Genomic DNA, 26,780 nt, shown 5'->3' on the forward strand with positions numbered 1-26,780 from the left:
GTCATTAAGAAATACCCTCAGTGAAATAACAAAATATATTAATACTTTAATTAATGGATGTTAACCAAAAATAATATAAAAGGTAATAATATGGCTGAAAAAATAAGTATTGATTTTAAAGGCAAAGGTATGTTTCAAGGCACCAGTACTATGGTCACAGTGACTTACACCGGAGATAATACCCATCAGATCACTAGCAACACTAAGATATTATCTAAGGTAACATCTACAGGCACAGGCACTCCAAAAATAACAGTGAGTGAATATGAGGATAGTCATCGGCAAAAAACACCCAACACCACGGAAAAGACACTTACAGTTCCATTTAAAATTGATATAGATTATTCTGAGAATAAATCCCCTTTTACGCTGGAATTTACAGTAGATATTGCCGGTAGCAAGCTTCAAAATAATACATTTACTTACAGCCAGATGACAACAGATGATATTCAACCATTAACTTTTGCCCCACTGCTTATAGGATCACATTTTCTTGAAGATTTCCAACCAGCAACAGCAACCCCTCAAGCTAGTAATTCTTTTTTAGAAATGAATCTTTCTCCAAGAGATAAAGGCGGTAATATATTGCCGGGTTACCAAATAGCACTGGAGCTAAATGATAAAAACCATATCCTCTTGTTTGATAGCGTTGGTTCACATCTTTCTCCTTACCAAGCCGGCACACCACTTTATCCTTACAATGACGGGTTATATTATTTGAATGTTGACCCATCAGGAAATATTGATGTTAAATTTTATGCTAAAAAGGTGAATAACGGTTATACAAAGATAATAAGTTTAAAGACAACGATGGGTGAGACTGTATTTACTGGGGACAATATGCTATTTGTCACGGAACATCTTCTTCCTACTGACGGAGTAAGCTATCCCAGAATTCCTGATTTAGTCGGAGGTAAGCTTATACCCCAACAAAGTAGTGATGTAGAGGATGAAAGTGTTTTTTCTGTTAAAATACCCGAACTAGCTAATTATAATACAAAAGATATTTTATTTGTTATGAATAAAAATAGTGATGGTGATGCAGTATGTGTATCAGGAGAATACGGATCAGATCTTGAGATTCCTTACGCTTCTATTACTCAATTAGGATATAATGAATTGTATTACTATATTAATAATCTTGGGATAACTTACAAGTCAGGATCATTATTTTTTGATTTGGCCGGGAATAAACCACCAAATAAACCTCCGTTTAATGGTACCTTAGATAAGGTTTTAGTTATTGGTAGTGATGGAGAGCCTATCTCTGATTATGATAATGGCATTAATGATAATAATGATTATTATGTTAACGCAGATAATATTGATGGCGGATTGAAGTATTATATATCTATTGGTGGTGAGAACCAGCCAAAAATAGGTGATACAATTTCAGTGAATATCAAAATTAATGGTTATGATCCTGACACAGGTGCTCCACTTCCTCCTTTAAATAAAAATTTAATAGAAAAGAAGAGGATAAATAATGGCGATGTACATGATAAAAAATTAGAGAATTCTATCCTACCAGCATTTTTAAGAAATTGGGGTGCAAGCAGTGATGGTCATGCAGGGCATATTTATCTTATTTACTATATTACTAATAAGAAAGAAAAGTCAAAGGTATGGACAGGACTTATCGATACTGTTGCTCTAGGAGGGAGTAATTAAAGACTAATAATTTGATTACTATTCATGAAATAAATAATATCGGTGCGGATATTCCACCTTACTCTGTGGGGTGGAATCAAAAAGGCGATGGGTCAACATGGCCAGAGAAGGTTTTATCGATCGCAGCAATGTTATATCATTTTACAGCCTAATTAATAAGCAGCTTTCCTTTACTCAAACTACTGTCATTAATGCGACAAAATCTAAATTTATCACTATAGAAGTAAATATAGGAGTGAGTTTTAAAAGATTGACGCCAAATTTATTTTTGACGTCAAATATCAGTAATACAGATGACATAAACATCAATCCCATTATTTTTTGCAGAGCATAATATACACATTCTCTACATTCTCACTAACAGGTGCTATCGGGTATGTCTGCGTATAGGTAGAATTAGCGCCATCAAGACCGATGTAATTATATACTGAAAAATTGGAATTACTTCCTAATAATCCTGCAAATTTCAAATCTACTTTTTTAGACAGCATGCTGTCTCTAATACCTTGACTCATATCCGTGTCTTTCACATCTTGAAATTCCGTACAATGTGTAACAGGGGTAATCCGTTGAGCTCCTACTGTGCGTCCACCATTACCTCCAGGATCAGGAAATACCATAAAATCCATATTGATAGTTGTCTGGTATAAAAGATAACGACCTGAGGGGAAATTCCACCGGCTTTGTAGTTTGGCATTAATTCTATCTGTTTCTGTTACCTCCAAATATGCTTCTTTATTCGCTGTAGCCTGATGAGCAACTATTTTATTATTATCATCTGGATAAAAGTAGGGCGTAGAACCTTGAACATCAGTATTATTGCGAACTACAGTTAGAAACTTTAATTTATTCCAACCAAAATTTAAGTCACGCGTGGAGATTCTTTGTTTTTTTATTTTTCCAGATTGAGCCGATTTATGACCATTAAAGTTATAAGGAAAAAGCAAGATATCTTCTTCGTTTTTAGGTATTGTCAAGATACTCACTGTTATCGGTTTATTCTTATCATTAGGCTCAAAAAGGTAATTTTTATCCATTAATGCAGTAACGATGATATTATCAAACCCCCCCTTATCACTGTACATCGTAAATTTAGCCTGCCCTTGCGGATTAGTTTTATCACTTTGTTCTGTAAACAAATGAGGATCTTTTACCGGTAATGAGGTTTTGTCTAATATCGCGCTCCAGATTATTGGCACATCTTGTTCTTGCTGTGGTTTATTATTTTTTACACGCTTCACTGTTGCTGTAAATGTATACTTATTTGCCTTACCTTCAGATTTCGGAGGCGTTTTCGGTTCAACATCAAGTGTCAGGATATAAGGCGCAATAAAAGATACTTCATCTTTTGCTTTCACAGGTGATTTTTGCTCTTCTACCGCCAGAAAAATAGCTACATTGTCTGCAATTGCAGTACTCTTCAATGTTGCAGTCAGCGTACCACCGGACCCGGTTGTATCCTTGCCATCCTCATGTGTGAATATCAGCCCCTGAGTATTATTATTTTTGCTCCATTTGACGTTAGAGATTTTCTGACCTTCAGGAGCGGGCTTGCCATCCTGATCGACAATATAAGCGGTATAAGTATAGGTTTCTTCACCATCGGCAGATAATGTGCATGAGCCTGTACTCGAACATGCTTCTGGCGGAGACACAGTGATATTTTTGACATAGTTGAATTTAGGATCATCATTAAATGAAACTGCTGTTGCATGAATCGGTGTTATCTGGTCTTCTACTGCCAGCGAAACCACCACTGCATTTACAGACACAGTGCTCTTCAATGATGCGGTAAGTGTACCACCTAGTCCGGTTGTATCCTTGCCATCCTTATGTGTGAATGTAATTCCCGACATATTATTATTTATACTCCATCGGACATTAGAGATTTCCTGACCTTCAGGAGCGGGCTTGCCATCCTGATCGACAATATAAGCGGTATAAGTATAGGTATCATTAACAATAAGTGGGCTTGGCTTATCAATGAGGATTTTTTCAACATGATACCCTTTAGTGCCCGCAATAAAAGAAACAGCTTTTGCTGAAACAGATTGATTATTTTCGATAGAAAGCGTTACCACAACGTCATTTAATGGAATTAAACTGCTTAATGTTGCTTCTAATACTCCTTTATTTGTCTTAACTGTTCCTGTTGGACCATCGACAAAAATATCCTTAACTTCGTGTCCTTTTGCATTTTTCCCTACTGCACTCCATTTCACATTATTAACTGTATCAACAGGTAAATTATTATCAGTAATGATTTTTGCTGTATATTTATATTTATTCTTACCATCAGCAATCAGTGCCTTTTGGGGATCAGGTGTTACATTAAGCTGATTGTTTTCTATTTTGTAATCGTTTTTGTAATCGCTGAATTTTACTGAGCCTACTTTTTGTCGTGGAGCACCATCAAGCTGGATATAAATATCAACATTATCTTTCGGAATTTTACTAACTAAAACATTTGTCAGTAATTTCCCACTACTATCAGTTAATTCACCTTTTTCATTAGTTTGAGCAGATTTGTTATTCCATCTAAATTTTAATTTAGATTCCTCGCCTAAAGCGGGTTCAGTTGTCCAGCTCACATTATCAATTTTGCCATTTTTAACAAATGCTCCATCAAGTGAGTCTTGATAAGTAATAACTGGAGCATCAAATGTATAGCCATTTTCTTCTTTCCCTGTCGCTTCTGGATGTTTCGGTGGCGTAATATTTACTGTTCCTTTTATCAAAAAAGGTAAAATTCTTACCGGAACCTGCGTATTTTTAGTTATGCCCTGATTATCAGTAATTGCGATGTCGAGGGTATAATCCTGTTTATGTGTATCCTGATAGCTGGGAAGCGTAACGGTAATATTTTTTCCTGATTTAGCAGAAAGTTTTCCATTATATTTTTCAAATTCCTTATCTACTACTTTCCAGCTAATATTATTTATATTTTTAAAAGATCGTAAAGGCGCACTAATCGCTATTTCCTGATGCCCATAGCCAATAATTGGTGGTAAAGCAATCAATTCTATTGTTTCTATTTTTTTATGATCCAAAACGATATTATTATTCCTTTCCACTAAATCATAACGGCTGCCTGCCAGTGTTCGCATTGACGCAACATTATCCGGTGATAACTGTGCACTCAGTGGCACACCCAATCTGAAATTAAAGTTTGTCAGAAATTGGGTCTCACTCTGTCCCCTCTCTCCTTGTTTATAATCCACACCCATTGTTATCAATGGAATTGGTGTATACGTCACTCCCATTGTTGCCAGACTGGGATTTTTTTGCTTGGTCTTTCGATTAAATAACGTCACATTATCGCCGAAGTATTGCTCATAAGAAAATTTGCCTCCCAGATTAGGGTAGGCAGATAGGAAGAATTCGCCGTTAATGTCATAGCCATTGGCGGGTCGTTCGTGATGTTCTTCAAAATCCCGCGAGATTTGCCAGTCACTTAAGCGATAATAGCCATTGGTGGAAAATTTAATATAATCTCCCCAAAGCTCCCCCCCCAACCCTACCCGCCTGTTTTTACCCGTAATGTCATAGTCATAAAAAGTATTCAGGCCATACATCCAGTCCTGAGAAAAATAACGTCCCCCCAAACCGAGATTAACTGTATTCCGGCTATCTTTGTTGCGGTAACCTAATTGAGAAAAAAAGAACCAGTTGGCTTGATTATCATAAATAGGCAATAGCAGATCTACTGAATTATTTTCCAGCCTTCCTTTTCTGTCAAAACCAAAGTTAATTTTTGCTGTACTCGATTGGGATAACCATTTTTGAGCTTCGGAAGAGATAGTGTTGTTAACTTTACCCAAAGCATAAGATTTGGCCTGTTCAATGAGTTCTGAAGAAGGAGTAGATAAAAGACTATTCACCATGTGAACATTATTGCCAATAATTGGGGGTATATCAGGTTCTGAGGTCTTATCGCTTTTTGCTAATTGAGCATTCAACTGATTATTTTGAATGTTATTTTCTGCTACAGCATTAATGATTGCTGAAGGCATGAACAACGCATAGAGGAAAATAAAAAAACGAATTATTTTTCTTACGTATGTTAGCATATACAAATACCCTAGAATTTTTTATAAAAACTGAGTTAATGATTTGCCTTTTGAACAACCCCATCTATTTCCAACTGTAATAGTAGTAAAAAAAATGAACTTTAGCACACCGTTGGTGTAAGTGCCGCGAGGCAGCTCTGTCTCATTAAAAACAGATCGGTAAACATGCGCATTTTTGCAGAGTGAGTTATCAATGTGTTTAATCCGAAATGGTCTCAAACGACCACACTATCCTACCGATATTATCGCGCAGTATGTCCGTTGATATTTCGCTTATACCCTGAGCTTACGAAACCTTAAAGAGGTGATGGCTGAGTGCAGCATAACCGTTGATCATTCCACGTTATCTTACTGGGTTCACCGTTTGATTCCATTGCTCCTCAAACGTTATTGGCCGGTATTGAATGAGTCAATACATTGCATAAAGAACAATATCTGCAAGGATCAGGGGGTTTCCTTTCACCCACCGACTTTTTCCATCAATCGATCGTACAAAAAACAATCGATTCATTTTCTCTCGCAGGCACTCTGTTGATGGGACAGAACTAAGTAAATTGATTGTAATTCATATCTGGGTGCTATCACTCAGCACACCAAAAACAACAAATATTTGTTTTATTATAAAAGTAATTCCTTTACTGATCGGAACAGTAGTGGAAACTCACCACATTTTTCTCCGGCGTGGTAGAATCTCCTCCGTTTACTAACAACGAATACCCGAATTATGTAGGTTATATTCTTAATACACTACACTATTAATTCTGGTATTTTGAACATCAAGAACAATAAGGAACTGCTATGGGTTTCATGACCGGCAAGCGCATTCTAATCACTGGCGTCGCCAGCAAACTATCTATTGCTTATGGAATTGCGAAAGCAATGCACGAACAAGGTGCAGAACTGGCTTTTACCTACCAGAATGACAAATTGAAACCTCGTGTCGAAGAATTCGCGGCATCTCTGAATTCAAACATCGTTCTGCCATGCGACGTGGCTCAAGATGAAAGTATCGACACATTGTTCGTTGAACTGGGTAAAGTATGGCCGAAATTCGATGGTTTTGTTCACTCTATCGGTTATGCCCCTGCCGAACAACTTGATGGCGATTACGTTAATGCCGTCAGCCGTGAAGGTTTCAAAATTGCACATGATATCAGCGCATACAGCTTCGTCGCATTGGCAAAAGCATGTCGTAGTATGCTGAATCCTGACTCAGCGCTGCTAACTTTAAGCTATTTAGGTGCAGAGCGTGCAATCCCTAACTACAACGTGATGGGATTAGCAAAAGCTTCTCTGGAAGCAAACGTGCGTTACATGGCGAATGCTATGGGTGCTGAAGGTATTCGTGTTAATGGCATTTCCGCAGGCCCAATCCGTACTCTGGCAGCATCCGGTATCAAAGATTTCCGTAAGATGCTGGCACACTGTGAATCAGTTACGCCTATCCGCCGTACCGTCACTACAGAAGATGTAGGTAATGCGGCTGCATTCCTGTGTTCTAACCTGTCTGGTGGTATTACCGGTGAAATCCTGCATGTTGATGGCGGCTTCAGCATCGCTGCCATGAACGAACTGGAATTGAAATAATTTCAATAATCATTTGATATAATGAAATAAGCCCAGAGGTAGTTTTATCTTTGGGCTTATTTTTTATTACGCTGTTTGCATTATAGAAACTGCTTCCAGTACAAATTTACCGGAAGCATAAACTTATTAATTGTTTTTATACTTAATCGATTTGCACAGCGTTGAATTTATGGACTGGAGTCACCATCTTATCCTGAGCAGCAACAAGCTGTAATTCAAATTCTCCGCTTTTTTGCGTTTCCAGCATGACTTCGTAAACACCTGCTGTCGTATGCTCCAACGCTGCCTGTAATACCGAATTTGTCAGCGATGTGCTTTTCAACAAATTAGCAAGGAATAAGCCACTGGTTAAATCACCAATTCCAACGGGCTGACGCTCACCGGTATCAATCAATGGACGGCTGATATGCCAGCTATTTTCTTTAGTCACCAGCAACATTTCGAAATTATCTTTCTGATAACCTGCTCGACTAAGGTGTTTAACTAAAACAATTTTTGGGCCTTTTTGACATAGTTGACGGGCTGCTGATACTGCCTGCTCCACATTTTTGATTTCCGTTGCCGCCAGTGTTTCAAGCTCCAATAAATTAGGCGCAATGATATCACTGATAGGCAATGCCTTTTCACAGAGGAATTCAGAAACTCCCGGAGCCACAATACATCCTTTCTCTGGGTGGCCCATAACAGGATCACAAAAATACCATGCTTCAGGGTTAGCCTGTTTCACCTGCTTTACAATATCAAGGATATAGTTTCCCTGCTCAGCAGAACCAATATAACCACTGAGAACAGCATCACAGGATGCCAATTTATCAATTTCACTAATTCCCTGCACAATTTCAGCCAGATGTTCTGGTGGCATCACACAACCACGCCATTGTGGATATTGAGTATGATTAGAAAATTGGACTGTATTTAATGGCCATACGTTCACCTCCATACGGCACATCGGAAAAACAGATGCGCTATTTCCTGCATGGCCAAAAACAACATGAGACTGAATTGAAAGAATGTTTTTCATGATTAGGCCTGATTTTTTATTTTAAGAACCGTAAATGAGTTATAAAACAGCCAGATACTTTAAGGGCAACAATTATGTTGCCCTTAGTCATACTTTTATGAATTATTTCCAATCAATTAGGCAATAATGTTTTTTACCACGACGTAATAAAGTATAACGCCCGAACAAACGATCTGCGTCTGCAAATACATACATCGCTTCAGACTGTTTTTCACCATTGACAGAAACAGCATTAGAACTAATCATGGTACGAGCCTGCCCACGGGAAGGTACAAACTCAGCAGTGATCAGTGCCTGCTGTAAATCAGCACCATTCTCAAGCTCAATCGCTGGCATACCATCCTGTGCCAACTGCGCAAAGTCATCTTCGGTTAAATCAGCGACTGCTCCGGAGAACAGACTCTCTGTGATACGCTTCGCCGCCGTTAAACCCGCTTCTCCATGAACCAGTTTCGTGACTTCTTCTGCCAGAACATACTGCGCACGCGGAGCTTTACCACTGTTTTTATCTTCTTCTTCCAACGAATTAATTTCTTCAATGTCCATGAAAGTGAAGAATTTCAGGAAGCGGTACACATCTGCATCAGCTGTGTTAATCCAGAACTGATAAAATTTGTATGGACTGGTTTTCTTCGGATCCAGCCAGACTGCCCCACCTTCTGTTTTACCAAATTTAGTACCATCGGATTTAGTAATCAAAGGTACTGTCAGACCAAATACCTGTTTCTGATGTAAACGGCGAGTCAAATCAATACCTGATGTAATGTTGCCCCACTGATCAGAACCACCAATCTGCAATTCAACACCATATTTTCCATTCAGATTAGCAAAGTCATAAGACTGCAACAGGTTATAAGAAAATTCAGTGTACGAAATGCCAACATCATCACGGTTCAAACGTTGTTTAACCGCTTCTTTATTGATCATCTGGTTAACGGAAAAGTGCTTGCCGATATCACGCAGGAAAGAAAGGACATCCATTTGGCCAAACCAGTCATAGTTATTGGCCAATTCTGCACCGTTTTCACCCTCAAAGCTCAGGAACGGAGAAACTTGGTTACGGATTTTCTCAACCCACTCTTTAACAGTGTCTTCTGTGTTTAATTTGCGCTCCGTCGCTTTAAAACTAGGATCACCAATCAAACCTGTTGCGCCACCAACCAAAGCTACCGGTTTATGTCCATTCAGCTGGAATCTTTTTAAACACAGCAAGGGAACCAGATGGCCCAAATGCAAGCTGTCAGCGGTAGGATCGAAGCCGCAATAGAGAGAGACCGGACCTTGCGCCAGTCTTTCCGCTAACGCTTCTTCATCCGTTACCTGGGCAATAAGGCCCCGCTCTTGCAGTTGTTTAATCAGGTTATTGCTAGACATCAATGACTCCATTGGTTTGTATTCTTTACTTATATCCTTCATCTTCCAAGTTGCAGCTTTATCGGGTGTATCATTTGTTCTTAATACCACCGCACTGCAACTTGCAATCTATCAGGCATATATCATTGTCTAATTGTCGCGATTCGCTGTAAATCGCGTGCTATAGCATAAAACGCCAGTACTATAAGTGCCAGTATTAAAAACGGTAATTAATGCAGTTAAGGCGCCAGACGATCAATATGCCACTCATCTCCTTCACGCAGGTATAGAAAACGATCATGCAGACGGCTTGCTCCCCCCTGCCAGAACTCTACCGAATCAAATTCAACCCGGAACCCACCCCAAAAACTGGGCAATGGCACTTCGCCATTCTGGAACTTCTGCTTCAGCTCTAAAAACTTCCCTTCTAAAATACTTCGGGCAGAAATACGGGAAGATTGTTGTGAAGCCCAGGCTGCAATCTGACTGTCTCTCGGGCGGCTATGGAAATATTTCACTACTTCGAGAGGTGATAAACGCTCGGCTTTGCCCAGAAAGCTGACCTGACGCTCAAGCTGATACCAGGGGAAATGGAGGCTGATACGGTTATTCTGAGCTAAATGTTTCGCTTTACGGCTACCAAGATTGGTATAAAAAACCAGACTGCGGCTATCAAAATGTTTCAATAGAACGATACGCTGATAAGGCTGCCCATGCTCATCGACTGTTGCTACACACATCGCTGTTGGGTCGCTAAGCCCAGCATCACAGGCCTGTTTCAGCCAAAGCTCAAAAAGAGCCATCGGCTCTTCAGTAAGATCCTTTCGCCGTAACCCACCACGCATATATTCACGGCGCAGCTCTGCTATATGAGTATCATTATGTTCTGACATGTCTAATTCTCTATTTCTAAGTGAGTTTCAGCATAACATTGTTATCAGCCAGCAACAGGATAAATTGCGCCTAAAATTGTTTCCCTATCAGCACCAGTCACCGATGGCAAGTTACCCGATAACCCAGACATGGTACGGAATGCCAGCCAGGCAAATGCCAAAGCTTCCATATCATCACCGCTTAATCCATATTTGTCTGTTGTTGCTACTTCAGTATCAGGCAATAAAGCAGATAACCGACGCATTATAAGTGGGTTTCTGGCACCACCGCCACAAACCAGTAAGCGCTCACAGCCATTATTTAGCAGTACTTGTTCAGCAATGCTAACGGCTGTCAGTTCAGCAAGAGTGGCCTGTACATCGACCGGACTGACATCAGGGAAATCAGCAAGCTGTTTTTCCAGCCATGCCATATTGAAATATTCCCGCCCGGTGCTTTTCGGTGCAGTACGTGCAAAATAGGGATCTGAAAGCATCTTCTGAAGCAGAGCTTTGTTTACATTACCCTCTCCAGCCCATTGTGCATCTTTATCATAAGGCTGCTGTTTATGACGCCATGTCCAAGCATCCATCAACATATTACCCGGCCCGGTATCATATCCCTTAACCGCAGAATTTGGCAGAAGAGCGGAAATATTCGCAATGCCGCCAATATTCAAGATCACACGCCTTTCCGTTGGATCGCCCAATACCGCCATATGGAAAGCAGGAACTAAAGGTGCACCTTGACCGCCATAAGCCATATCACGGCGGCGAAAATCACCGACTGTCGTGATATCGGTTAATGCCGTTACACGGTTATTGTCACCAATTTGCATCGTAAATGGCTTTTCACCATCCGGTTCATGCCATACAGTCTGACCATGACACCCAATTGCAGTGATATCATTCGCAGTTAATCCGGTCTTCTTTAATAACCCTTTGACTGATTCAGCAAAAAGCGTTCCTAACTCATAATCGAGTTGCCCAACTATTGATAATGTGGTTTGCTGGCCTTGACAAATCGCCAGTAATTTTTGCTTAAGCTCCTGAGGAAACGGATGGCTGTAATTTTCCTTCTGTATAACAGCCTTATCACTGATTTCTGCTAAAACGACATCGACTCCATCCATACTGGTGCCAGACATCACACCAATATAACGTCCTGACTTCATAAATATTCCCCTATTTAAAGAATGGATTACATCTGTAAATAAACCTGTGTAACTATAAAACACATTGATTTGGACTATATATGTTTCACTCAAAATATAAGAGATAAAATCTGAGTTTTGGAGAGCTCTTCACAAAACATGCTAAACTTTTGGTCAGGAATTATTCCTATTGGCATTCAATGTAGAAATTTATTATATATTTATAGAGAGGCTATTAATGTATAGAATAAGTAACTCGTAAAATTATTATACTTGTTACTGATCATTGTAGCCGAATGCTTGATTGTAGGGTTATTACCAGATTTCTCTCGAGGCATTAAAATTAGGAGTAACTATGTTCAAACGTTTCCTGGTTGGTGCAGTTGTAGTAACAACATTATCCGGATGTGCTGACATGGGAGCACTGTCTAGTGATACTTACTCAATTGATCAGGCCAAACAAATTCAAAACGTCACCTACGGAACTATTTTATCTGTCCGTCCGGTCACTATAAAAGGCTCTCAGGCTGGCAACCAAAACATGCTAGGAGCGATTGGCGGAGCAGTATTAGGGGGCTTGTTAGGTGATTCGGTTGGCGGCGGTAGAGGACAGAGGCTTGCAACAGCCGCTGGTGCTATTGTCGGTGGAATGGCAGGTCAAGGAATTGAAGGTGCTATCGATCAGACAAAAGGTGTCGAATTGGAAATCCGTACTGACAGCGGAAGAAATATTGTTGTGGTGCAAAAACAGGATCAGGTTTTATTCAGTAAAGGGCAGCGTATCAAAATTGCCGATAGTGGTGACTCAACAACGGTCTCCCCTATCTAATAGGATTAAAGTATATTTAAACAAAAAAATCGCGGATCACCAAAATATGGCCCGCGATTTTCTTTTTATCGATTAATTTTTATATTACCTGTTTATGTAATTGGCTAATATTTTTTTCGATTTTTTTTATTACAGAAGCAAGTAGAATTAACTCGTCATGAGTAATTCCCTCCAAGATGTCTTTCCTCGTCGAACCAATAACACTATCCACTTCTCTGATAAAATTTTCTGACTCTTCTGTTAATTTGATTCTTTTAGCGCGCCTATCATTAGCACATGTGTGCCTTGTAATGAGTTTCTTTTCTTCTAATTGATCTAAAGTTCTTACCAGGGATGGTTGTTCAATACCAATTGCTTTTGCAAGTTGTATCTGTGACTGCTCCGGTGGTAACAAACTAATATTGTAAAGAGTAACCCAATGTGTCTGAGTTAATTTCAACGGCTTCAAACGATGATCAATTAAAGCGCGCCAAACACGAACTAAACGTGCCAGGTCTGATCCCAATGTCAATTCCAATTACCCCTCCTTATAATTAGAGACTCATATAACATCAATGAATTATCCAATCAGTTTATTCATATGAATAATGGATACGCATCCTATATCTTGCTCACATTAGTAGAGTCAGATATTTCGCTAATTACTTAATTAGTATCGCGTTGGCTTGTTACTTAAAGTTGACATCTTCGTCGCCCTAAAGAGCGAAGTTTTACGGCGCACCGAATAAAATCGCGCATTAATCCACCAACGATATAAACTGTATAAAATAATCCTCCAACTTAACTATTAAGATTTTAAATATCAACGAAACAGATACAAACTCCAAAAAATAGACACAATACCGCTCGGTTAAAGTTCTATAAGAATAACCGCCATCCAAATACTAATCTATATATTTTTACATTAATATCATTTTTATCTTACAGTTAGCGTTAAGCTGATAATAAAAACCATTAAAAACAAACAGATAACCAATTAGCTCGATTATTGTTCAATAATTAATTATTTGATAAGAAACCTTTACCTGAAGAATTTAATTAGTCAATCTCTGTAATATTTTTAAATGACCTATATCAAATAAAAAATAGGTAATATGAATAAAATATCACTTTATCATGGCAAAAGTTCTTAACCACAATGAAAATATGAAATATTATTCATATAAGAAAATTTCATTAACAGTTAAAAATGTGAATTAAAATAACCCAAGCTGTTTTGATGGAACAACTTCATCATGCCCGTTATTTTTGAGTGTCCGCAGATATCTAGCATGGCATAACCGCAATATTTCTCTTTTTTGCCCATCAGATAATTTCATCCACATAAAGCGCTCTTCTCGATTACGATAGCAACCTCGACAGAAACCACGGGGACCCAATTCACAAATCCCCTTGCAAGGATTAGGAATAACAAAAAACTCTAGTTGCTCAGCCATGTCATCCTCCTGTATACAAAATTACCTAACCGATTATCTCTGAGAGAATTGCAACACTATCTAGATCCAGCTCACATCAAATAATGGATTACAAAATAGTAGTGAGCAAAACAAAGGTGAAAGGACGCATTGAATTACCTTATGTTTACCATATATAGTTAAAAAACAATGGGGTCAGAGCACGAAATTTTGATCTTTTGCTATTTCGTAAAATTAATATTTTTATATAAAACCATAAACATAAGAGGTAATCATGCGTCTACTTCATACAATGATCCGTGTTGGCAACATGCAACGCTCGATTGATTTTTATACTAAAGTAATGGGCATGCGTCTACTTCGTACGAGTGAAAATCCAGAGTATAAATATTCCCTCGCCTTTGTAGGTTACTCTGATGAAAGTCAGGGTGCGGTCATCGAATTAACGTACAACTGGGATGTTGAAAGCTACGAAATGGGGACAGCATTCGGCCATATTGCTTTAGGTGTTGATGATGTTGCGGCAACGTGTGAGCGTATCAAACGTGCCGGGGGAAATGTCATTCGTGAAGCCGGGCCAGTGAAAGGCGGAACAACTGTTATTGCTTTTGTTGAAGATCCTGACGGTTATAAAATCGAACTTATTGAAAATAAAAGCGCCAGTAGTGCATTAGGCCATTAACTATTTTCCATATGCAAGTCTCCATATACAAGGGCATCTTTAACATGCCCTTCGTTTCCACTAGGTAGATATTACTTCTGCAATGCTCAATAAATTTTGTCATAATATCCGCTATCCTGAAGTTAAGAATAAAATCAGATGTCTAATATAAAAGATCAAAACATGCTCAGTGGGCGCTTTCGTGGCTATTATCCCGTTGTTATTGATGTAGAAACCGCCGGGTTTAATGCGCGGACAGATGCTCTACTTGAAATAGCTGCAACGACGTTAAAAATGGATGAAGAAGGTTGGCTGGCGCCGGCTGATACGCTGCATTTCCATATTGAGCCCTTTGAAGGAGCCAATCTTGACCCCGCCGCGCTGGCATTTACAGGTATTGACCCGACTAATCCATTACGGGGTGCCGTCAGCGAATATACTGCACTGCATGCCATTTTTAAGATGGTCCGTAAAGGTATGAAAGGGAGTAATTGCAATCGCGCCATTATAGTTGCTCATAATGCCAGTTTTGATCACAATTTTGTTATGGCAGCGGCTGAACGCTCTGGTTTAAAACGTAATCCATTCCATCCTTTTGCCACGTTTGATACGGCTGCGCTGAGTGGTTTGGTGCTTGGTCAGACTATTCTGGCAAAAGCCTGCATTACAGCAGAAATCCCTTTTGACAGTAATCAGGCACACAGTGCTCTCTATGATACAGATCGGACGAGTCTGCTTTTCTGCGAATTGGTTAATCGCTGGAAGCGACTAGGTGGCTGGCCTCTGGCCACTCCGGACGACGAAGCCTGATAAACTAAGAGCCTATTTTATTAGGCTCTTAGCTCCAATAATGATTATCAAATATTACTGGCTGTCTTCTTGCTCACGGTATTTATCCGCGGTCTCTTTAATCAATGCTTGCAGTTCACCGCGTTGATACATCTCCATCAGGATGTCACATCCCCCGACTAATTCACCATCAACCCAAAGCTGAGGGAATGTCGGCCAGTTAGCATACTTAGGTAATTCAGCACGGATATCCGGGTTTTGCAAAATATCCACGTAAGCAAAACGTTCACCACAAGCAGATAAAGCCTGAACAGCCTGAGCAGAGAAACCACAGCTTGGCAGCTTCGGTGAGCCTTTCATATACAGCAAAATCGGGTTTTCATTAATTTGGCGTTCGATTTTCTCAATTGTCGTCATTTTTACTTCCTTAAACCGCAGGTGCTGTTTATCAGCATCAGAAAAGATTGATTCAGAATACCACTTTCTGGTGCTGATTTTCTACAGCGAACGTGCTGCTACAAATTTTTATTATGAACAACATTTTGTAATCGCTGAGGTTTCCATACCCTATAAATATTTAATCCATTAAAACTGAACAGTTCTACATCAGCTCATCATTAAATCGCATCTTTTTCCCTGTTATTTAGCAGAAAAGTTGTTAAGATAATCACTAAAATAGCAACATGATAATAAGCTTAAATTTGCTCTATCCATGATTAATACTTTACGAATCATGGTTTATAAAGCCAAAAACCCGATATTAAAAGGAGTATGCAATGTCTTTTGAATTACCAGCATTACCTTATGCTAAAGATGCCTTAGAACCTCATATCTCAGCAGAAACTCTGGAATATCATTACGGCAAACATCACAATGCTTATGTTGTGAACCTGAACAACCTGATTAAAGGTACAGACTTTGCCGAAAAAACACTGGAAGAAATCATCAAAACTTCTGATGGCGGTATCTTCAATAATGCTGCGCAAGTATGGAACCACACTTTCTACTGGCACAGCCTGTCACCAAACGGCGGTGGTGAACCTACCGGCAAAGTGGCAGAAGCAATCAACAAAGCTTTCGGCTCTTTTGCTGAATTCAAACAGCAATTTACTGATGCAGCCCTGAAAAACTTCGGCTCCGGCTGGACATGGCTGGTCAAGAAAACTGATGGTAGCCTGGCTATCACTAATACTTCCAATGCAGCAACTCCGCTGACTGGTGAAGATAAGCCTGTTCTGACTGTTGATGTTTGGGAACATGCTTATTACATCGATTACCGCAATGCACGTCCTCAATATCTGGAGCATTTCTGGGCTCTGGTTAACTGGCAGTTTGTGGAAGAAAATCTGGCTTAATTAGCCTATCAGTTAAATACAAGGGTAAGTTTTTCCGGTTCTGCACACATGCTCCATTCATGAGTACTTTCTGAATCGTGAAAAACTTCCCCTTGAAAAAATAGATAGCGTTTCACCACAGTATTATTTCTGGGCTTAAAATTATTTCCGGACTCAAGCGATCAAACAGAGACTCGCCAGAAAAACAATCATGACTAACGCACTACAGGCAGTCAATAATCCCAATTTCAGATCTGTATCCATAAACCATCCTCATCGTGAAAATTAAGACTCAGCAACACCATAAATTTTAAGCAATTATTTATCTCGAAGATTAAAAATCACACTGTGATATTTAATACATATACTTTATAGCATCGATTACTGCTTTCACTTTTGAGCTAGATCAGACAAAATTCACGGTTTCTCGCTAAATTATTGCCAGTTATCTTCCTATATACAAATATAATACTGGCAAATAATTAACAAAGTTCTATATCCAGATGAAGGGTATACAAATTTAGACCAAAAGGTCAGGAGTCCTTTTTATCATGGCAACGATTAAAGATGTGGCTAAACGCGCTGGTGTTTCAACCACAACCGTATCCCATGTTATTAATAAAACCCGTTTCGTCGCCGAAGATACGAAGGCCGCAGTATGGGCTGCCATTAAGGAACTGAATTATTCTCCCAGTGCTGTTGCCCGAAGCTTAAAAGTCAATCACACAAAATCTATCGGGTTATTGGCAACCTCAAGTGAAGCACCCTATTTTGCTGAAATAATCGAGTCTGTCGAAAATAGTTGTTATAGCAAAGGCTATACATTGATTTTATGTAATTCCCATAACAACCTCGACAAACAAAAAGCTTATCTCGCGATGCTGGCGCAAAAACGCGTAGATGGTTTATTAGTTATGTGTTCAGAATATCCTCAACAGTTGCTGGGGATGCTGGAGGATTATCGCAATATTCCTATGGTTGTCATGGACTGGGGGGAATCCAGAGGGGACTTTACGGATGCCATTATTGATAATGCCTTCCACGGTGGTTATTTAGCTGGCCGGTATTTGATTGAACGTGGGCATCGTGATATTGCCTCCATTCCCGGCCCATTAGCCAGAAATACAGGTGGCGGGCGTCATCAGGGTTTTCTCAAGGCACTGAAAGAAGCCAATATCACTATTCGGGATGAATGGGTCGTTCAGGGGGATTTTGAGCCTGAATCAGGTTATCAGGCAATGTGTAAGATCTTAAACCAGAAACATCGCCCTACAGCTGTGTTCTGTGGCGGGGATGTGATGGCAATGGGGGCTATTTGTGCTGCCGATGAAATGGGTCTACGCGTTCCTCAGGATATTTCCATCATTGGTTATGACAATATCCGTAATGCACGCTATTTCACACCAGCACTGACGACCATTCACCAACCTAAAGAGCGGCTGGGGCAAATGGCTTTCTCCACGCTACTTGATAGGATTATCAATAAACGTGAAGATGCCCAAACCATTGAGGTTCACCCGCGTCTTGTAGAGCGGCGCTCTGTTGCCGATGGTCCTTTTATTGATTATCGCCGCTAACAGTTAGTCTTCTTGTAGCCATTCAGCATTAAGCGTTGTGTTATCACCAAGATACTCAAGCAACCAGCTTAATGCAGGTGAATGGCTTTTTTGCGACCATGTCAGACAGCACGGGCTATCAGGTAACGGCTGCTCAAGTTCAAGCACACACAATTTTCCCTGACGAATAAGCGGTAATGCCCGGTGTTTAGGTACCATTCCCACACACAATCCCTCCATTAGACAGGACAAGCCCGCTTCCCAGTCAGGAACAACCAATCGCCGCTGATTATCTAAAGCCCATGTATCACGCTTAGGCAGGGCACGTGATGTGTCCTCAAGACATAAACTGGCATAAGGCCGCAATTGGTCATCATTTAATTTTTCCGTTACGAGCGCCAGCTCATGCTCAGGGCTGGCAACACACAGCCATGGCATAAAACCCATATCCCTGAAACTGTATCGCTCGCCAACCGGAGAAGCGCGTGTTGCTCCAATAGCAACATCAACACGCCCATCCACCAGCGCATCCCATACACCGTTAAAAACTTCAGGATAGATAAATAACTCAATATCCGGAAAATGACGATAGAAATCCAGAATAAGCTGACGTGTCCGTTCTGGTTTAACAACCTGATCAACAGCGATACTGAGTTGTCCGCGCCATCCGTTTGCCACCTGCTGACATTGGTGCCGGGTATGATTCATTTTTTTGATAACAGAACGGGCATCCTTAACAAAAATGGCTCCTGCTTCAGTTAACTCTACGTCACGGTGACGGCGTTCGAACAGAGAAACTGCCAGCCATTCTTCAAGTTGCTTTATCGTATAACTGACAGCAGAAGGCACACGGTGAAGTTCTGATGCAGCCGCACTGAAACTTCCTGTTCTTGCCACCGCATCAACAACTTCCAGAGAATATTCAGACCACATGTTTCTTCCTTTTAATTTTTTTCATAGCATGGTACAAATAATACCGTTTCACAATCAAAAATCACGCCATATAAAATAAGCTCCATATTTCTTTATCAATTACCACACCGATTGACTAACGCGATTTATTAATACAATGACAACAAATAAAAACTCTCTTCCATTTATGTTTTATCTTGCTGGCCTGAGTATGCTCGGCTACTTAGCCATTGATATGTATCTGCCCGCCTTTGATGCTATGAGTAAAGATTTAAACACATCAAAAGGTGCCATCAGTGCAAGCCTTAGCATTTTTCTCGGCGGTTTTGCCGTTGCTCAGCTTTTATGGGGATTACTCTCTGATCGTCTGGGAAGAAAGCCTGTTCTGATTATCGGCTTAACCCTGTTTTGCCTCAGCTGTCTGGGTATACTTTGGATAACAGATGCGACTCAATTACTTGTCCTGAGATTTATTCAGGCTGTTGGGGTCTGCTCTACTGCCGTTTCCTGGCAGGCTCTGGTTGTCGACAGATATGATGCTGAACGCACGAAACGTGTTTTCGCTATGATTATGCCATTAGTGGCGCTTTCCCCTGCCCTTGCACCATTATTAGGCGCATGGTTACTGTCACACACAAGCTGGAGGGTTATCTTTCTTGTTTTGATGGTGGTAACGCTGTTACTACTGATACCTACGCTTTTTCTGACGAACAAACGTGTTCCCATTGATACCAGCGCAAATAATAATAGTGCTTCTTTCTTCACCTTATTGAAGTCATCAGTTTTTAGCGGCAATGTTTTGATTTATGCTTCCTGTAGCGCCGGCTTTTTTGCCTGGTTAACGGGTTCACCAACTATTTTGAATAGTATGGGTTATGACGCGACAGATATCGGTTTAAGTTATATTCCACAAACTTTGGCATTTATGGTGGGTGGGTATGGCTGCCGTATTTTGCTGGAAAAAGTTAAAAGTGAAACTATATTTCCTGTCTTATTGGCAGGTTATGCCATAAGCATGGTACTTATCTATTTAGCTGCTTGGTTTTACCCTTCTTTCATCGTTATTCTTATTCCTTTCTGTGTTATGGCAGCAATGAATGGCGCCTCTTATCCTATTGCTGTAGCAAATGCTCTTTCCGTTTATCCGAAAGACAGTGGTAAAGCTGCCGCATTGCAAAATGCTTTACAATTAGGCCTTTGCTTTATTGCCAGTATGCTTGTTGCTATGTTTATGAAAAACCCTCTCATCTCAACGACAACAGTGATGGTAGCCACCATTATCCCAATGATGATAGGTTATTATTTACAAAAGAAAAAGGATGATATTGGTAACTAATTATCAATCAATTAATTGCTCTATAATATAATACCTGAGAATATTCTCAACGAAAGGCCATATGATGATATGGCCTTTCTCTTGCTTATTGTTTAAATATTATTTCACTCATATACTCATATGGATTCATTATTCTAAAAACTCGGAATTTGAGGTTTAGAAGAGCAATGAAGCTCTCTTTTATATCACGGACGAACGGCATAACTGCCTTTAAGTCATTTTCTGATTAGTTTCAATATTCCTACGGATTTCAAAATGCAGTTCAACGGCAAAAAAACAAATCCCGGGAAGCATAAATAACCAGTAATAAAGAGGTACCTCAAAATTCCACCACATAAATGTTGGAGAGTATATGAGTTCATCTTTCGTTGAAGAAAATAAAAAAATCACTGACCAGTGGCATAGGATTGCGAATGACCTGCTTCAGGAAGCAGGCATTCAAATTAATGGAAAACGCCCTTTTGACATACAAGTCAAAAACCCTGATTTTTATAAAAGAGTATTGAAACAGGGATCTTTAGGATTAGGCGAAAGCTATATGGATGGCTGGTGGGATTGTGAGCGTTTAGATGTTTTCTTTTATAAAATATTACGGGCGGGTCTGGAACACAAAATTCCAAAAAATTTTAAGGACATTTTGATGGTTGTGACTTCCCGCCTGTTTAATTTACAGTCCCCTAAACGGGCGTGGATTGTAGGGGAAGAACATTACGATTTGGGTAATGACCTATTTACACTCATGCTTGATCCCAATATGCAATATTCATGCGGCTACTGGAAAGATGTGAATTCACTGGAAGAAGCTCAGTCTAATAAACTTCGGCTGATTTGCGAAAAATTACAGTTATCACCGGGTATGACTCTGCTGGATATCGGTTGTGGCTGGGGCGGATTAGCCGCTTACGCAGCCAAACATTATTCCGTTTCCGTCACTGGAGTCACTATTTCAGTGGAGCAACAAAAATATGCTCAGGAGCGCTGTAAAGATCTGGATGTGAAAATTATCCTTGAAGATTACCGGGATCTAAACCTCCAGTTTGACAGAATCGTTTCTGTCGGCATGTTTGAACATGTAGGCTCCAAAAATTATGCTAACTATTTCGACGTAGTACGTAGGAATCTGAAGCCTGATGGTCTTTTCTTACTGCACACCATTGGTTCCAACCGGGATAAAGTGAATGTCGATGCGTGGATCGGTAAATATATTTTCCCTAATGGGCACTTGCCATCAATTGCAATGATTGCCAAAGCCAGCACCGGGAAATTTGTGATGGAAGACTGGCATAACTTCGGAGCTGACTATGATCGTACTCTGATGGCATGGTATGAACGTTTTATTACAAACTGGGATAAAATAGCTCATAATTATAGCCCCCGCTTCAAACGCATGTTCAGTTATTATCTGAATGCCTGCGCCGGGGCATTTCGCGCCAGAGATATCCAGTTATGGCAGGTTATGTTCAGCCCACGTGGAATTGAAAATGGATTAAGAGTTCCGCGTTAATATTTTGCTAGTGGGTTTGTAATACAATTAAAAAGCTACAGTTTTCACTTCTGTAGCTTTTTTCTGCAAAATTTTAATTACCTTCCAACTGTGATAATACTTTTTCTTGTTCTTTCTGTGCCATGAAACGTTCAACAGTATCTACAATCGCCTGAGTCTGTGGATCAATTTCAATATTCACCTTATGACCAATACGCTTTTTACCCAATGTCGTGCGCTCTAACGTTTCTGGTATCAAATGAACACAAAAACGATTATTTACTACATCTCCAATGGTCAGACTAATCCCATCAATGCCAACAAATCCTTTATGCAGGATATATTTCATCAATTGTTTGTCATAAATACGGAACCATATTTCATGGTTATTTTCTGAGGTGAAAATTTTCGCAATTTCAGCTGTTGTAATCACATGCCCGGACATTAAATGCCCGCCAATTTCATCACCGAATTTTGCTGCCCTTTCCAAATTCACTAAATCACCAATCTTAAGCTCACCAAGATTAGTCAGACGCAAAGTCTCTTTCATCAAATCAAAGCTAATTAAGTCACCATCAATTTTTGTGACAGTCAGACAACAGCCATTATGAGAAACGGAAGCTCCCGTTTCAATATCAGGTAATAATTCAGCCGGAAATTTGACTATATGAGTCCGAAAATGTGTTTTTTCTTCAATAGCAACTATAGGCGCCTTTCCCTGAACAATGCCTGTAAACATGGGGAACCTCTTTCATCGTTTTACATAATAAGTTAGTGTAACCCACTAATCTCTTTTAAACACTATTTCACGTGTAATGTTATTACTCATTTAGACTAAATATCAAACAATGATTGGATTAGTAAAATGAGTCCTATACAATACCTATGTTAACAAGAGGTTGCTTTTCAAACAGTTCTGTTTGCTCGCAGAAATATTCCTTGTTTTTTCTATCGTCAATTTTTCAATTAAAAGGTGTAGTACGTGCAGAAATATTTAAATGAAGCGCGTAGTTTGCTCGCTCTGGGGATCCCCGTCATTATCGCTCAGTCTTCACAAACTGCGATGGGAGTCGTCGATACAGTCATGGCCGGTAAAGCAGGTGCAATAGAGATGTCCGCTGTTGCTATAGGGACATCAATCTGGCTGCCAGCGATTTTGCTTGCTCAAGGGATTTTGATGGCTTTAACACCGATCGTTGCCCATATGAATGGCTCAGGTCAGAGAAAAAATGTTGCAGGCCAGATCCAGCAAGGTTTTTGGCTGGCGACATTTCTTTCTATCTTTGTAATGACGATTTTATATAATTGCCGATTTATTATAGAAGCACAGCATAATGTAGACCCCGTTCTGGCACAAAAATCCATCGATTTTATCCATGCAATTATGTGGGGAGCACCCGGTTGCCTGTTCTATCAGGTTTTACGCTGCCAGTGTGAAGGGCTGTCAAAAACCAAACCAGCGATGGTTATTGGCGTTATCGGGCTATTAGTGAATATCCCTGTCAACTATATTTTCATTTACGGTAAGTTTGGTGCACCAGAACTTGGTGGTGTAGGTTGTGGGGTTGCAACCGCGAGTGTTTACTGGGTTATGTGTCTGTTACTACTTACCTATGTTAAACATGCACCATCCCAGAAAGATATTCATACATTTGAGAATTTTTCTCGCCCTCACTCGCATACACAAAAACGCATTACTCTGCTGGGATTGCCTATCGGTCTGGCTATGTTCTTTGAGGTAACATTGTTTGCTGTTGTCTCCTTACTGCTCTCCCCTCTTGGAGTAGTGGATGTTGCAGGGCATCAAATAGCGCTCAATTTCAGTTCACTAATGTTTATGTTCCCACTGTCATTTGGTATCGCAGCCACTATCCGGGTGGGTTATAACCTCGGACAAAAATCAACTGAAGGTGCCAAAGTATCAGCTTATACCAGCCTTGCGCTCGGGTTAATAATTGCTTGCATCACCGCCGCATTCACAACAATATTCCGTGAACCGATTGCTATGATGTATAACGATAATCCTGAAGTGGTCATATTAGCATCTAATCTGATGCTATTTGCGGCTATTTACCAGCTTTCCGATTCTGTTCAAGTCATTGGCTCAGGTGTATTACGTGGATATAAAGATACACGTTCTATTTTCGTTATCACTTTTATCGCCTATTGGATTTTCGGATTACCAAGTGGTTATATACTGGCATTGACCAATCTTGTTACTGAACCTATGGGCCCACAAGGTTTCTGGATTGGGTTTATTATCGGATTAACTGTTGCAGCAATTATGATTGGCTACCGGATTTTGTGGTTACAAAAGCAGCCTGATCATGCTGTCCTCGCTCGTTCTACCCGTTAATTTAGTACATTAAATTAATATCTCAAGGGGAAAAAGCTGCAAATTCACACTAAAAGATGTAAATGCGAGCAATCAAACACGAATTTGCATTTTTTCCCTTGCCAGATAGCTCAGCGATCGTTAATATTCGTCCCCGTTGTCACCCATAGAAATTTAGATTGCGTCCGTAGCTCAGTTGGTTAGAGCACCACCTTGACATGGTGGGGGTCGGTGGTTCGAGTCCACTCGGACGCACCAAATATCTGGTTGGCATAGCAACTCAAATTTATGTGCGTCCGTAGCTCAGTTGGTTAGAGCACCACCTTGACATGGTGGGGGTCGGTGGTTCGAGTCCACTCGGACGCACCATACACTTGATATCCTCTTTTTTATTATCTGTAATACCACCGTTATTTTTCTTATAATTACTCACGTTTATTATAAAAACGCTTTTCTCATCCACAATATTCAAGCCGCTAAAAATTATTTTTTCACTGTTGCGCAACAACTCTCTGATTTTTCTGATATGAATATGCTCATTTTTTACTCTTATCAGATAAATTTTTTCAAGAATCACTTTTTGATTCATTTCACAGAAATTAGCCTCTATAATACGGCCCTGTCATTAGTTGAATGGTTTCAGCCAATTAATTTACCGAATCCAGAAAAAATTGCAGATGATTAATCGCTCTAAATCCACATGGTTAATACATGCCTGGCTTGATGAAAAACAACCAATTGACACTTTTCTGCCATCCGTTTTCCATGTATGTTGCGCAACTTAAAATGCCAGACTAACAGAGCCAAGTGACACTGGCATATAATGTCAATGGTTGGTAATACACTCTTTTTAATCCATTAAAACCAGTAGTAGATAGATTGTCATGAAAAAAACCAAAATTGTTTGTACTATCGGGCCAAAAACTGAATCCGAAGAAAAACTGACCGAACTGCTTAACTCAGGCATGAACGTTATGCGCCTGAATTTTTCTCACGGTGACTACGAAGAACATGGTCAGCGTATTAAAAATATCCGCGCAGTCACTGCAAAAACCGGTAAAAAAGCAGCTATCTTACTGGATACTAAAGGCCCTGAAATCCGTACCATGAAGCTGGAAGATGGCAACGATGTTTCCCTGACAGCTGGCCAGACTTTCACCTTTACAACTGATCAATCCACTATCGGCAATCAGGAGCGCGTTGCCGTAACCTATTCAGGCTTACCCGCCGATTTATCTGTAGGTAATACAGTTTTGGTCGATGATGGTCTGATTGCCATGACAGTAAAAGAGATCGCCGGCACTGAAGTTATCTGTGAAGTTCTGAACAACGGTGACTTAGGCGAAAACAAAGGCGTTAACCTACCGAACGTTTCTATCAACCTGCCTGCGCTGGCAGAAAAAGATAAGCAGGATCTCATCTTTGGCTGTGAACAGGGTGTTGATTTTATCGCAGCCTCTTTCATCCGTAAGCGTTCTGACGTTCTGGAAATTCGTGAACACCTGAAAGCTCATGGTGGTGAACATATCCAGATTATTTCCAAAATTGAAAATCAGGAAGGTCTGAACAATTTTGATGAGATCCTGGAAGCCTCAGACGGTATCATGGTTGCCCGTGGTGATCTGGGTGTTGAAATCCCGGTAGAAGAAGTCATTTTCGCGCAGAAAATGATGATAGAGAAATGTAACTCTGCACGTAAAGTTGTCATCACTGCGACTCAGATGCTGGATTCCATGATCAAAAATCCACGCCCTACCCGTGCCGAAGCTGGTGATGTTGCCAACGCAATTTTAGACGGAACTGACGCAGTTATGCTTTCTGGCGAAAGTGCGAAAGGAAAATACCCAGTGGAAGCCGTTTCCATCATGGCAACTATCTGTGAACGTACAGATCGCGTTATGGGCAGCCGGATTGAAAATACCAAAACACAGAAGTTACGTGTAACTGAAGCGGTTTGCCGTGGCGCAGTAGAAATTGCGGAAAAACTGGAAGCCCCTCTGATCGTTGTTGCAACTTATGGCGGTAAATCTGCAAGATCTGTGCGTAAATACTTCCCTAATGCACGGATCCTCGCATTAACTACTAATGAAATCACTGCCCGCCAGTTATTGCTGGTTAAAGGTGTTTCTACACAGGTAGTCAAAGAAATTGCCTCTACCGATGACTTTTACCGTATCGGTAAAGAAGCTGCATTAGCCAGCGGTATGGCAAGTAAAGGTGATATCGTTGTGATGGTATCCGGTGCATTAGTACCAAGCGGCACAACAAATACATCTTCTGTTCATGTGCTGTAATTATTTTTGATTACAAAGCAGATCGCTCAGTAATTGAGCGATCTGTACTTATAAATAATCCCTCCATATTTTTGTCCCTTCCTCTCTAATAAAAAAATGTGCTCCTGT

22 protein-coding genes, 2 tRNA genes and 1 pseudogene are annotated in these 26,780 nt (G+C 40.2%); 15 read left to right on the forward strand and 10 right to left on the reverse strand.

The window, feature by feature from the left end:
* Window positions 1–90: 90 nt before the first annotated feature.
* Together AACX68_RS16610 and AACX68_RS16615 are read left to right on the forward strand one after the other, a co-directional pair.
* Window positions 91–1,671 (forward strand): hypothetical protein, encoded by a 1,581-nt coding sequence (locus tag AACX68_RS16610; RefSeq protein WP_228858112.1) that lies wholly within the window; start codon window positions 91–93, stop codon window positions 1,669–1,671.
* Window positions 1,672–1,768: 97 nt separating this feature from the next.
* Window positions 1,769–2,005: a hypothetical protein gene (locus AACX68_RS16615; RefSeq protein WP_228858113.1), complete on the forward strand. Its 237-nt coding sequence runs from the start codon at window positions 1,769–1,771 to the stop codon at window positions 2,003–2,005.
* Here AACX68_RS16615 and AACX68_RS16620 read toward each other — a convergent pair.
* Window positions 1,986–5,741 (reverse strand): inverse autotransporter beta domain-containing protein, encoded by a 3,756-nt coding sequence (locus AACX68_RS16620; RefSeq protein WP_228858114.1) that lies wholly within the window; start codon window positions 5,739–5,741, stop codon window positions 1,986–1,988. The two genes, AACX68_RS16615 and AACX68_RS16620, sit on opposite strands and share 20 nt — an antisense overlap.
* 193 nt (window positions 5,742–5,934) lie before the next feature.
* Between AACX68_RS16620 and AACX68_RS16625 the strand changes: the two are divergent.
* Window positions 5,935–6,132, forward strand: a pseudogene (locus tag AACX68_RS16625) (IS6 family transposase); the annotation flags it as partial.
* A gap of 407 nt (window positions 6,133–6,539) precedes the next feature.
* The gene (gene fabI, locus AACX68_RS16630) at window positions 6,540–7,328 is read left to right on the forward strand and encodes an enoyl-ACP reductase FabI (protein ID WP_099108142.1); all 789 of its coding nucleotides are present in this window, start codon (window positions 6,540–6,542) and stop codon (window positions 7,326–7,328) included.
* Between the two features lie 142 nt (window positions 7,329–7,470).
* Here fabI and pdxY read toward each other — a convergent pair whose 3' ends face one another.
* The 4 genes from pdxY to anmK all read right to left on the reverse strand — a co-directional run bounded on the left by pdxY (window position 7,471) and on the right by anmK (window position 11,749).
* Complete coding sequence (pdxY, locus tag AACX68_RS16635) at window positions 7,471–8,349, reverse strand: pyridoxal kinase PdxY (protein WP_228858115.1); 879 nt, start codon at window positions 8,347–8,349, stop codon at window positions 7,471–7,473.
* A gap of 102 nt (window positions 8,350–8,451) precedes the next feature.
* A complete protein-coding gene (gene tyrS, locus AACX68_RS16640) occupies window positions 8,452–9,723 on the reverse strand; it encodes a tyrosine--tRNA ligase (protein ID WP_228858116.1) in 1,272 nt (423 codons plus the stop codon).
* Between the two features lie 218 nt (window positions 9,724–9,941).
* The gene (gene pdxH, locus AACX68_RS16645) at window positions 9,942–10,595 is read right to left on the reverse strand and encodes a pyridoxamine 5'-phosphate oxidase (protein ID WP_228858117.1); all 654 of its coding nucleotides are present in this window, start codon (window positions 10,593–10,595) and stop codon (window positions 9,942–9,944) included.
* Between the two features lie 44 nt (window positions 10,596–10,639).
* The gene (gene anmK, locus AACX68_RS16650) at window positions 10,640–11,749 is read right to left on the reverse strand and encodes an anhydro-N-acetylmuramic acid kinase (protein WP_228858118.1); all 1,110 of its coding nucleotides are present in this window, start codon (window positions 11,747–11,749) and stop codon (window positions 10,640–10,642) included.
* A gap of 334 nt (window positions 11,750–12,083) precedes the next feature.
* On the opposite strand from anmK, the gene AACX68_RS16655 reads away from it, so the two are divergent.
* Entirely contained in the window at window positions 12,084–12,557 is a 474-nt protein-coding gene (locus AACX68_RS16655) for an outer membrane lipoprotein (RefSeq protein ID WP_228858119.1), read from the forward strand.
* Between the two features lie 79 nt (window positions 12,558–12,636).
* On the opposite strand, the gene slyA is transcribed toward AACX68_RS16655, so the two are convergent.
* Window positions 12,637–13,074 (reverse strand): transcriptional regulator SlyA, encoded by a 438-nt coding sequence (slyA, locus tag AACX68_RS16660; RefSeq protein WP_099108148.1) that lies wholly within the window; start codon window positions 13,072–13,074, stop codon window positions 12,637–12,639.
* A 679-nt stretch (window positions 13,075–13,753) separates the two neighbouring features.
* Window positions 13,754–13,993, reverse strand: coding sequence for a DUF1289 domain-containing protein (locus AACX68_RS16665; RefSeq protein ID WP_228858120.1), 240 nt, complete (start codon window positions 13,991–13,993; stop codon window positions 13,754–13,756).
* Window positions 13,994–14,246: 253 nt separating this feature from the next.
* On the opposite strand from AACX68_RS16665, the gene gloA reads away from it, so the two are divergent.
* Both gloA and rnt read left to right on the forward strand, forming a co-directional pair.
* Window positions 14,247–14,654, forward strand: coding sequence for a lactoylglutathione lyase (gloA, locus tag AACX68_RS16670; protein ID WP_228858121.1), 408 nt, complete (start codon window positions 14,247–14,249; stop codon window positions 14,652–14,654).
* 138 nt (window positions 14,655–14,792) lie between these two features.
* Entirely contained in the window at window positions 14,793–15,443 is a 651-nt protein-coding gene (gene rnt / locus AACX68_RS16675) for a ribonuclease T (protein ID WP_228858122.1), read from the forward strand.
* A 54-nt stretch (window positions 15,444–15,497) separates the two neighbouring features.
* Here rnt and AACX68_RS16680 read toward each other — a convergent pair whose 3' ends face one another.
* Window positions 15,498–15,839 carry a Grx4 family monothiol glutaredoxin gene (locus tag AACX68_RS16680; RefSeq protein ID WP_228858123.1) on the reverse strand — a complete coding sequence of 114 codons (342 nt, stop codon included), beginning with the start codon at window positions 15,837–15,839 and terminating at the stop codon, window positions 15,498–15,500.
* 359 nt (window positions 15,840–16,198) lie between these two features.
* On the opposite strand from AACX68_RS16680, the gene sodB reads away from it, so the two are divergent.
* Window positions 16,199–16,777, forward strand: a complete 579-nt coding sequence (gene sodB / locus AACX68_RS16685) for a superoxide dismutase [Fe] (protein ID WP_228858124.1) — start codon at window positions 16,199–16,201, stop codon at window positions 16,775–16,777.
* 530 nt (window positions 16,778–17,307) lie between these two features.
* Window positions 17,308–18,333, forward strand: coding sequence for an HTH-type transcriptional repressor PurR (gene purR, locus AACX68_RS16690; RefSeq protein ID WP_099108154.1), 1,026 nt, complete (start codon window positions 17,308–17,310; stop codon window positions 18,331–18,333).
* Window positions 18,334–18,336: 3 nt separating this feature from the next.
* Here the strand turns inward: purR and punR are convergent, their stop codons facing one another.
* Window positions 18,337–19,245 carry a DNA-binding transcriptional activator PunR gene (gene punR, locus AACX68_RS16695; RefSeq protein WP_099121556.1) on the reverse strand — a complete coding sequence of 303 codons (909 nt, stop codon included), beginning with the start codon at window positions 19,243–19,245 and terminating at the stop codon, window positions 18,337–18,339.
* A 136-nt stretch (window positions 19,246–19,381) separates the two neighbouring features.
* Between punR and punC the strand changes: the two genes are divergently transcribed.
* Together punC and cfa are read left to right on the forward strand one after the other, a co-directional pair.
* Window positions 19,382–20,560 (forward strand): purine nucleoside transporter PunC, encoded by a 1,179-nt coding sequence (punC, locus tag AACX68_RS16700; RefSeq protein WP_228858125.1) that lies wholly within the window; start codon window positions 19,382–19,384, stop codon window positions 20,558–20,560.
* A gap of 352 nt (window positions 20,561–20,912) precedes the next feature.
* Window positions 20,913–22,064 (forward strand): cyclopropane fatty acyl phospholipid synthase, encoded by a 1,152-nt coding sequence (gene cfa, locus AACX68_RS16705; protein ID WP_228858126.1) that lies wholly within the window; start codon window positions 20,913–20,915, stop codon window positions 22,062–22,064.
* A 73-nt stretch (window positions 22,065–22,137) separates the two neighbouring features.
* Here the strand turns inward: cfa and AACX68_RS16710 are convergent, their stop codons facing one another.
* Window positions 22,138–22,782: a riboflavin synthase subunit alpha gene (locus AACX68_RS16710; RefSeq protein ID WP_099108158.1), complete on the reverse strand. Its 645-nt coding sequence runs from the start codon at window positions 22,780–22,782 to the stop codon at window positions 22,138–22,140.
* A 243-nt stretch (window positions 22,783–23,025) separates the two neighbouring features.
* On the opposite strand from AACX68_RS16710, the gene AACX68_RS16715 reads away from it, so the two are divergent.
* The 4 genes from AACX68_RS16715 to pykF all read left to right on the forward strand — a co-directional run bounded on the left by AACX68_RS16715 (window position 23,026) and on the right by pykF (window position 26,672).
* The gene (locus AACX68_RS16715) at window positions 23,026–24,399 is read left to right on the forward strand and encodes an MATE family efflux transporter (RefSeq protein WP_228858127.1); all 1,374 of its coding nucleotides are present in this window, start codon (window positions 23,026–23,028) and stop codon (window positions 24,397–24,399) included.
* 160 nt (window positions 24,400–24,559) lie between these two features.
* Window positions 24,560–24,636: transfer RNA gene (locus AACX68_RS16720), tRNA-Val, on the forward strand.
* Window positions 24,637–24,670: 34 nt separating this feature from the next.
* A tRNA-Val gene (locus AACX68_RS16725) sits at window positions 24,671–24,747 on the forward strand.
* Between the two features lie 515 nt (window positions 24,748–25,262).
* Window positions 25,263–26,672, forward strand: coding sequence for a pyruvate kinase PykF (gene pykF, locus AACX68_RS16730; protein ID WP_228858128.1), 1,410 nt, complete (start codon window positions 25,263–25,265; stop codon window positions 26,670–26,672).
* Window positions 26,673–26,780: the final 108 nt, after the last annotated feature.

The sequence above is a fragment of the Xenorhabdus sp. PB61.4 genome (genome assembly GCF_963894935.1).
GTDB lineage: Bacteria > Pseudomonadota > Gammaproteobacteria > Enterobacterales > Enterobacteriaceae > Xenorhabdus > Xenorhabdus stockiae.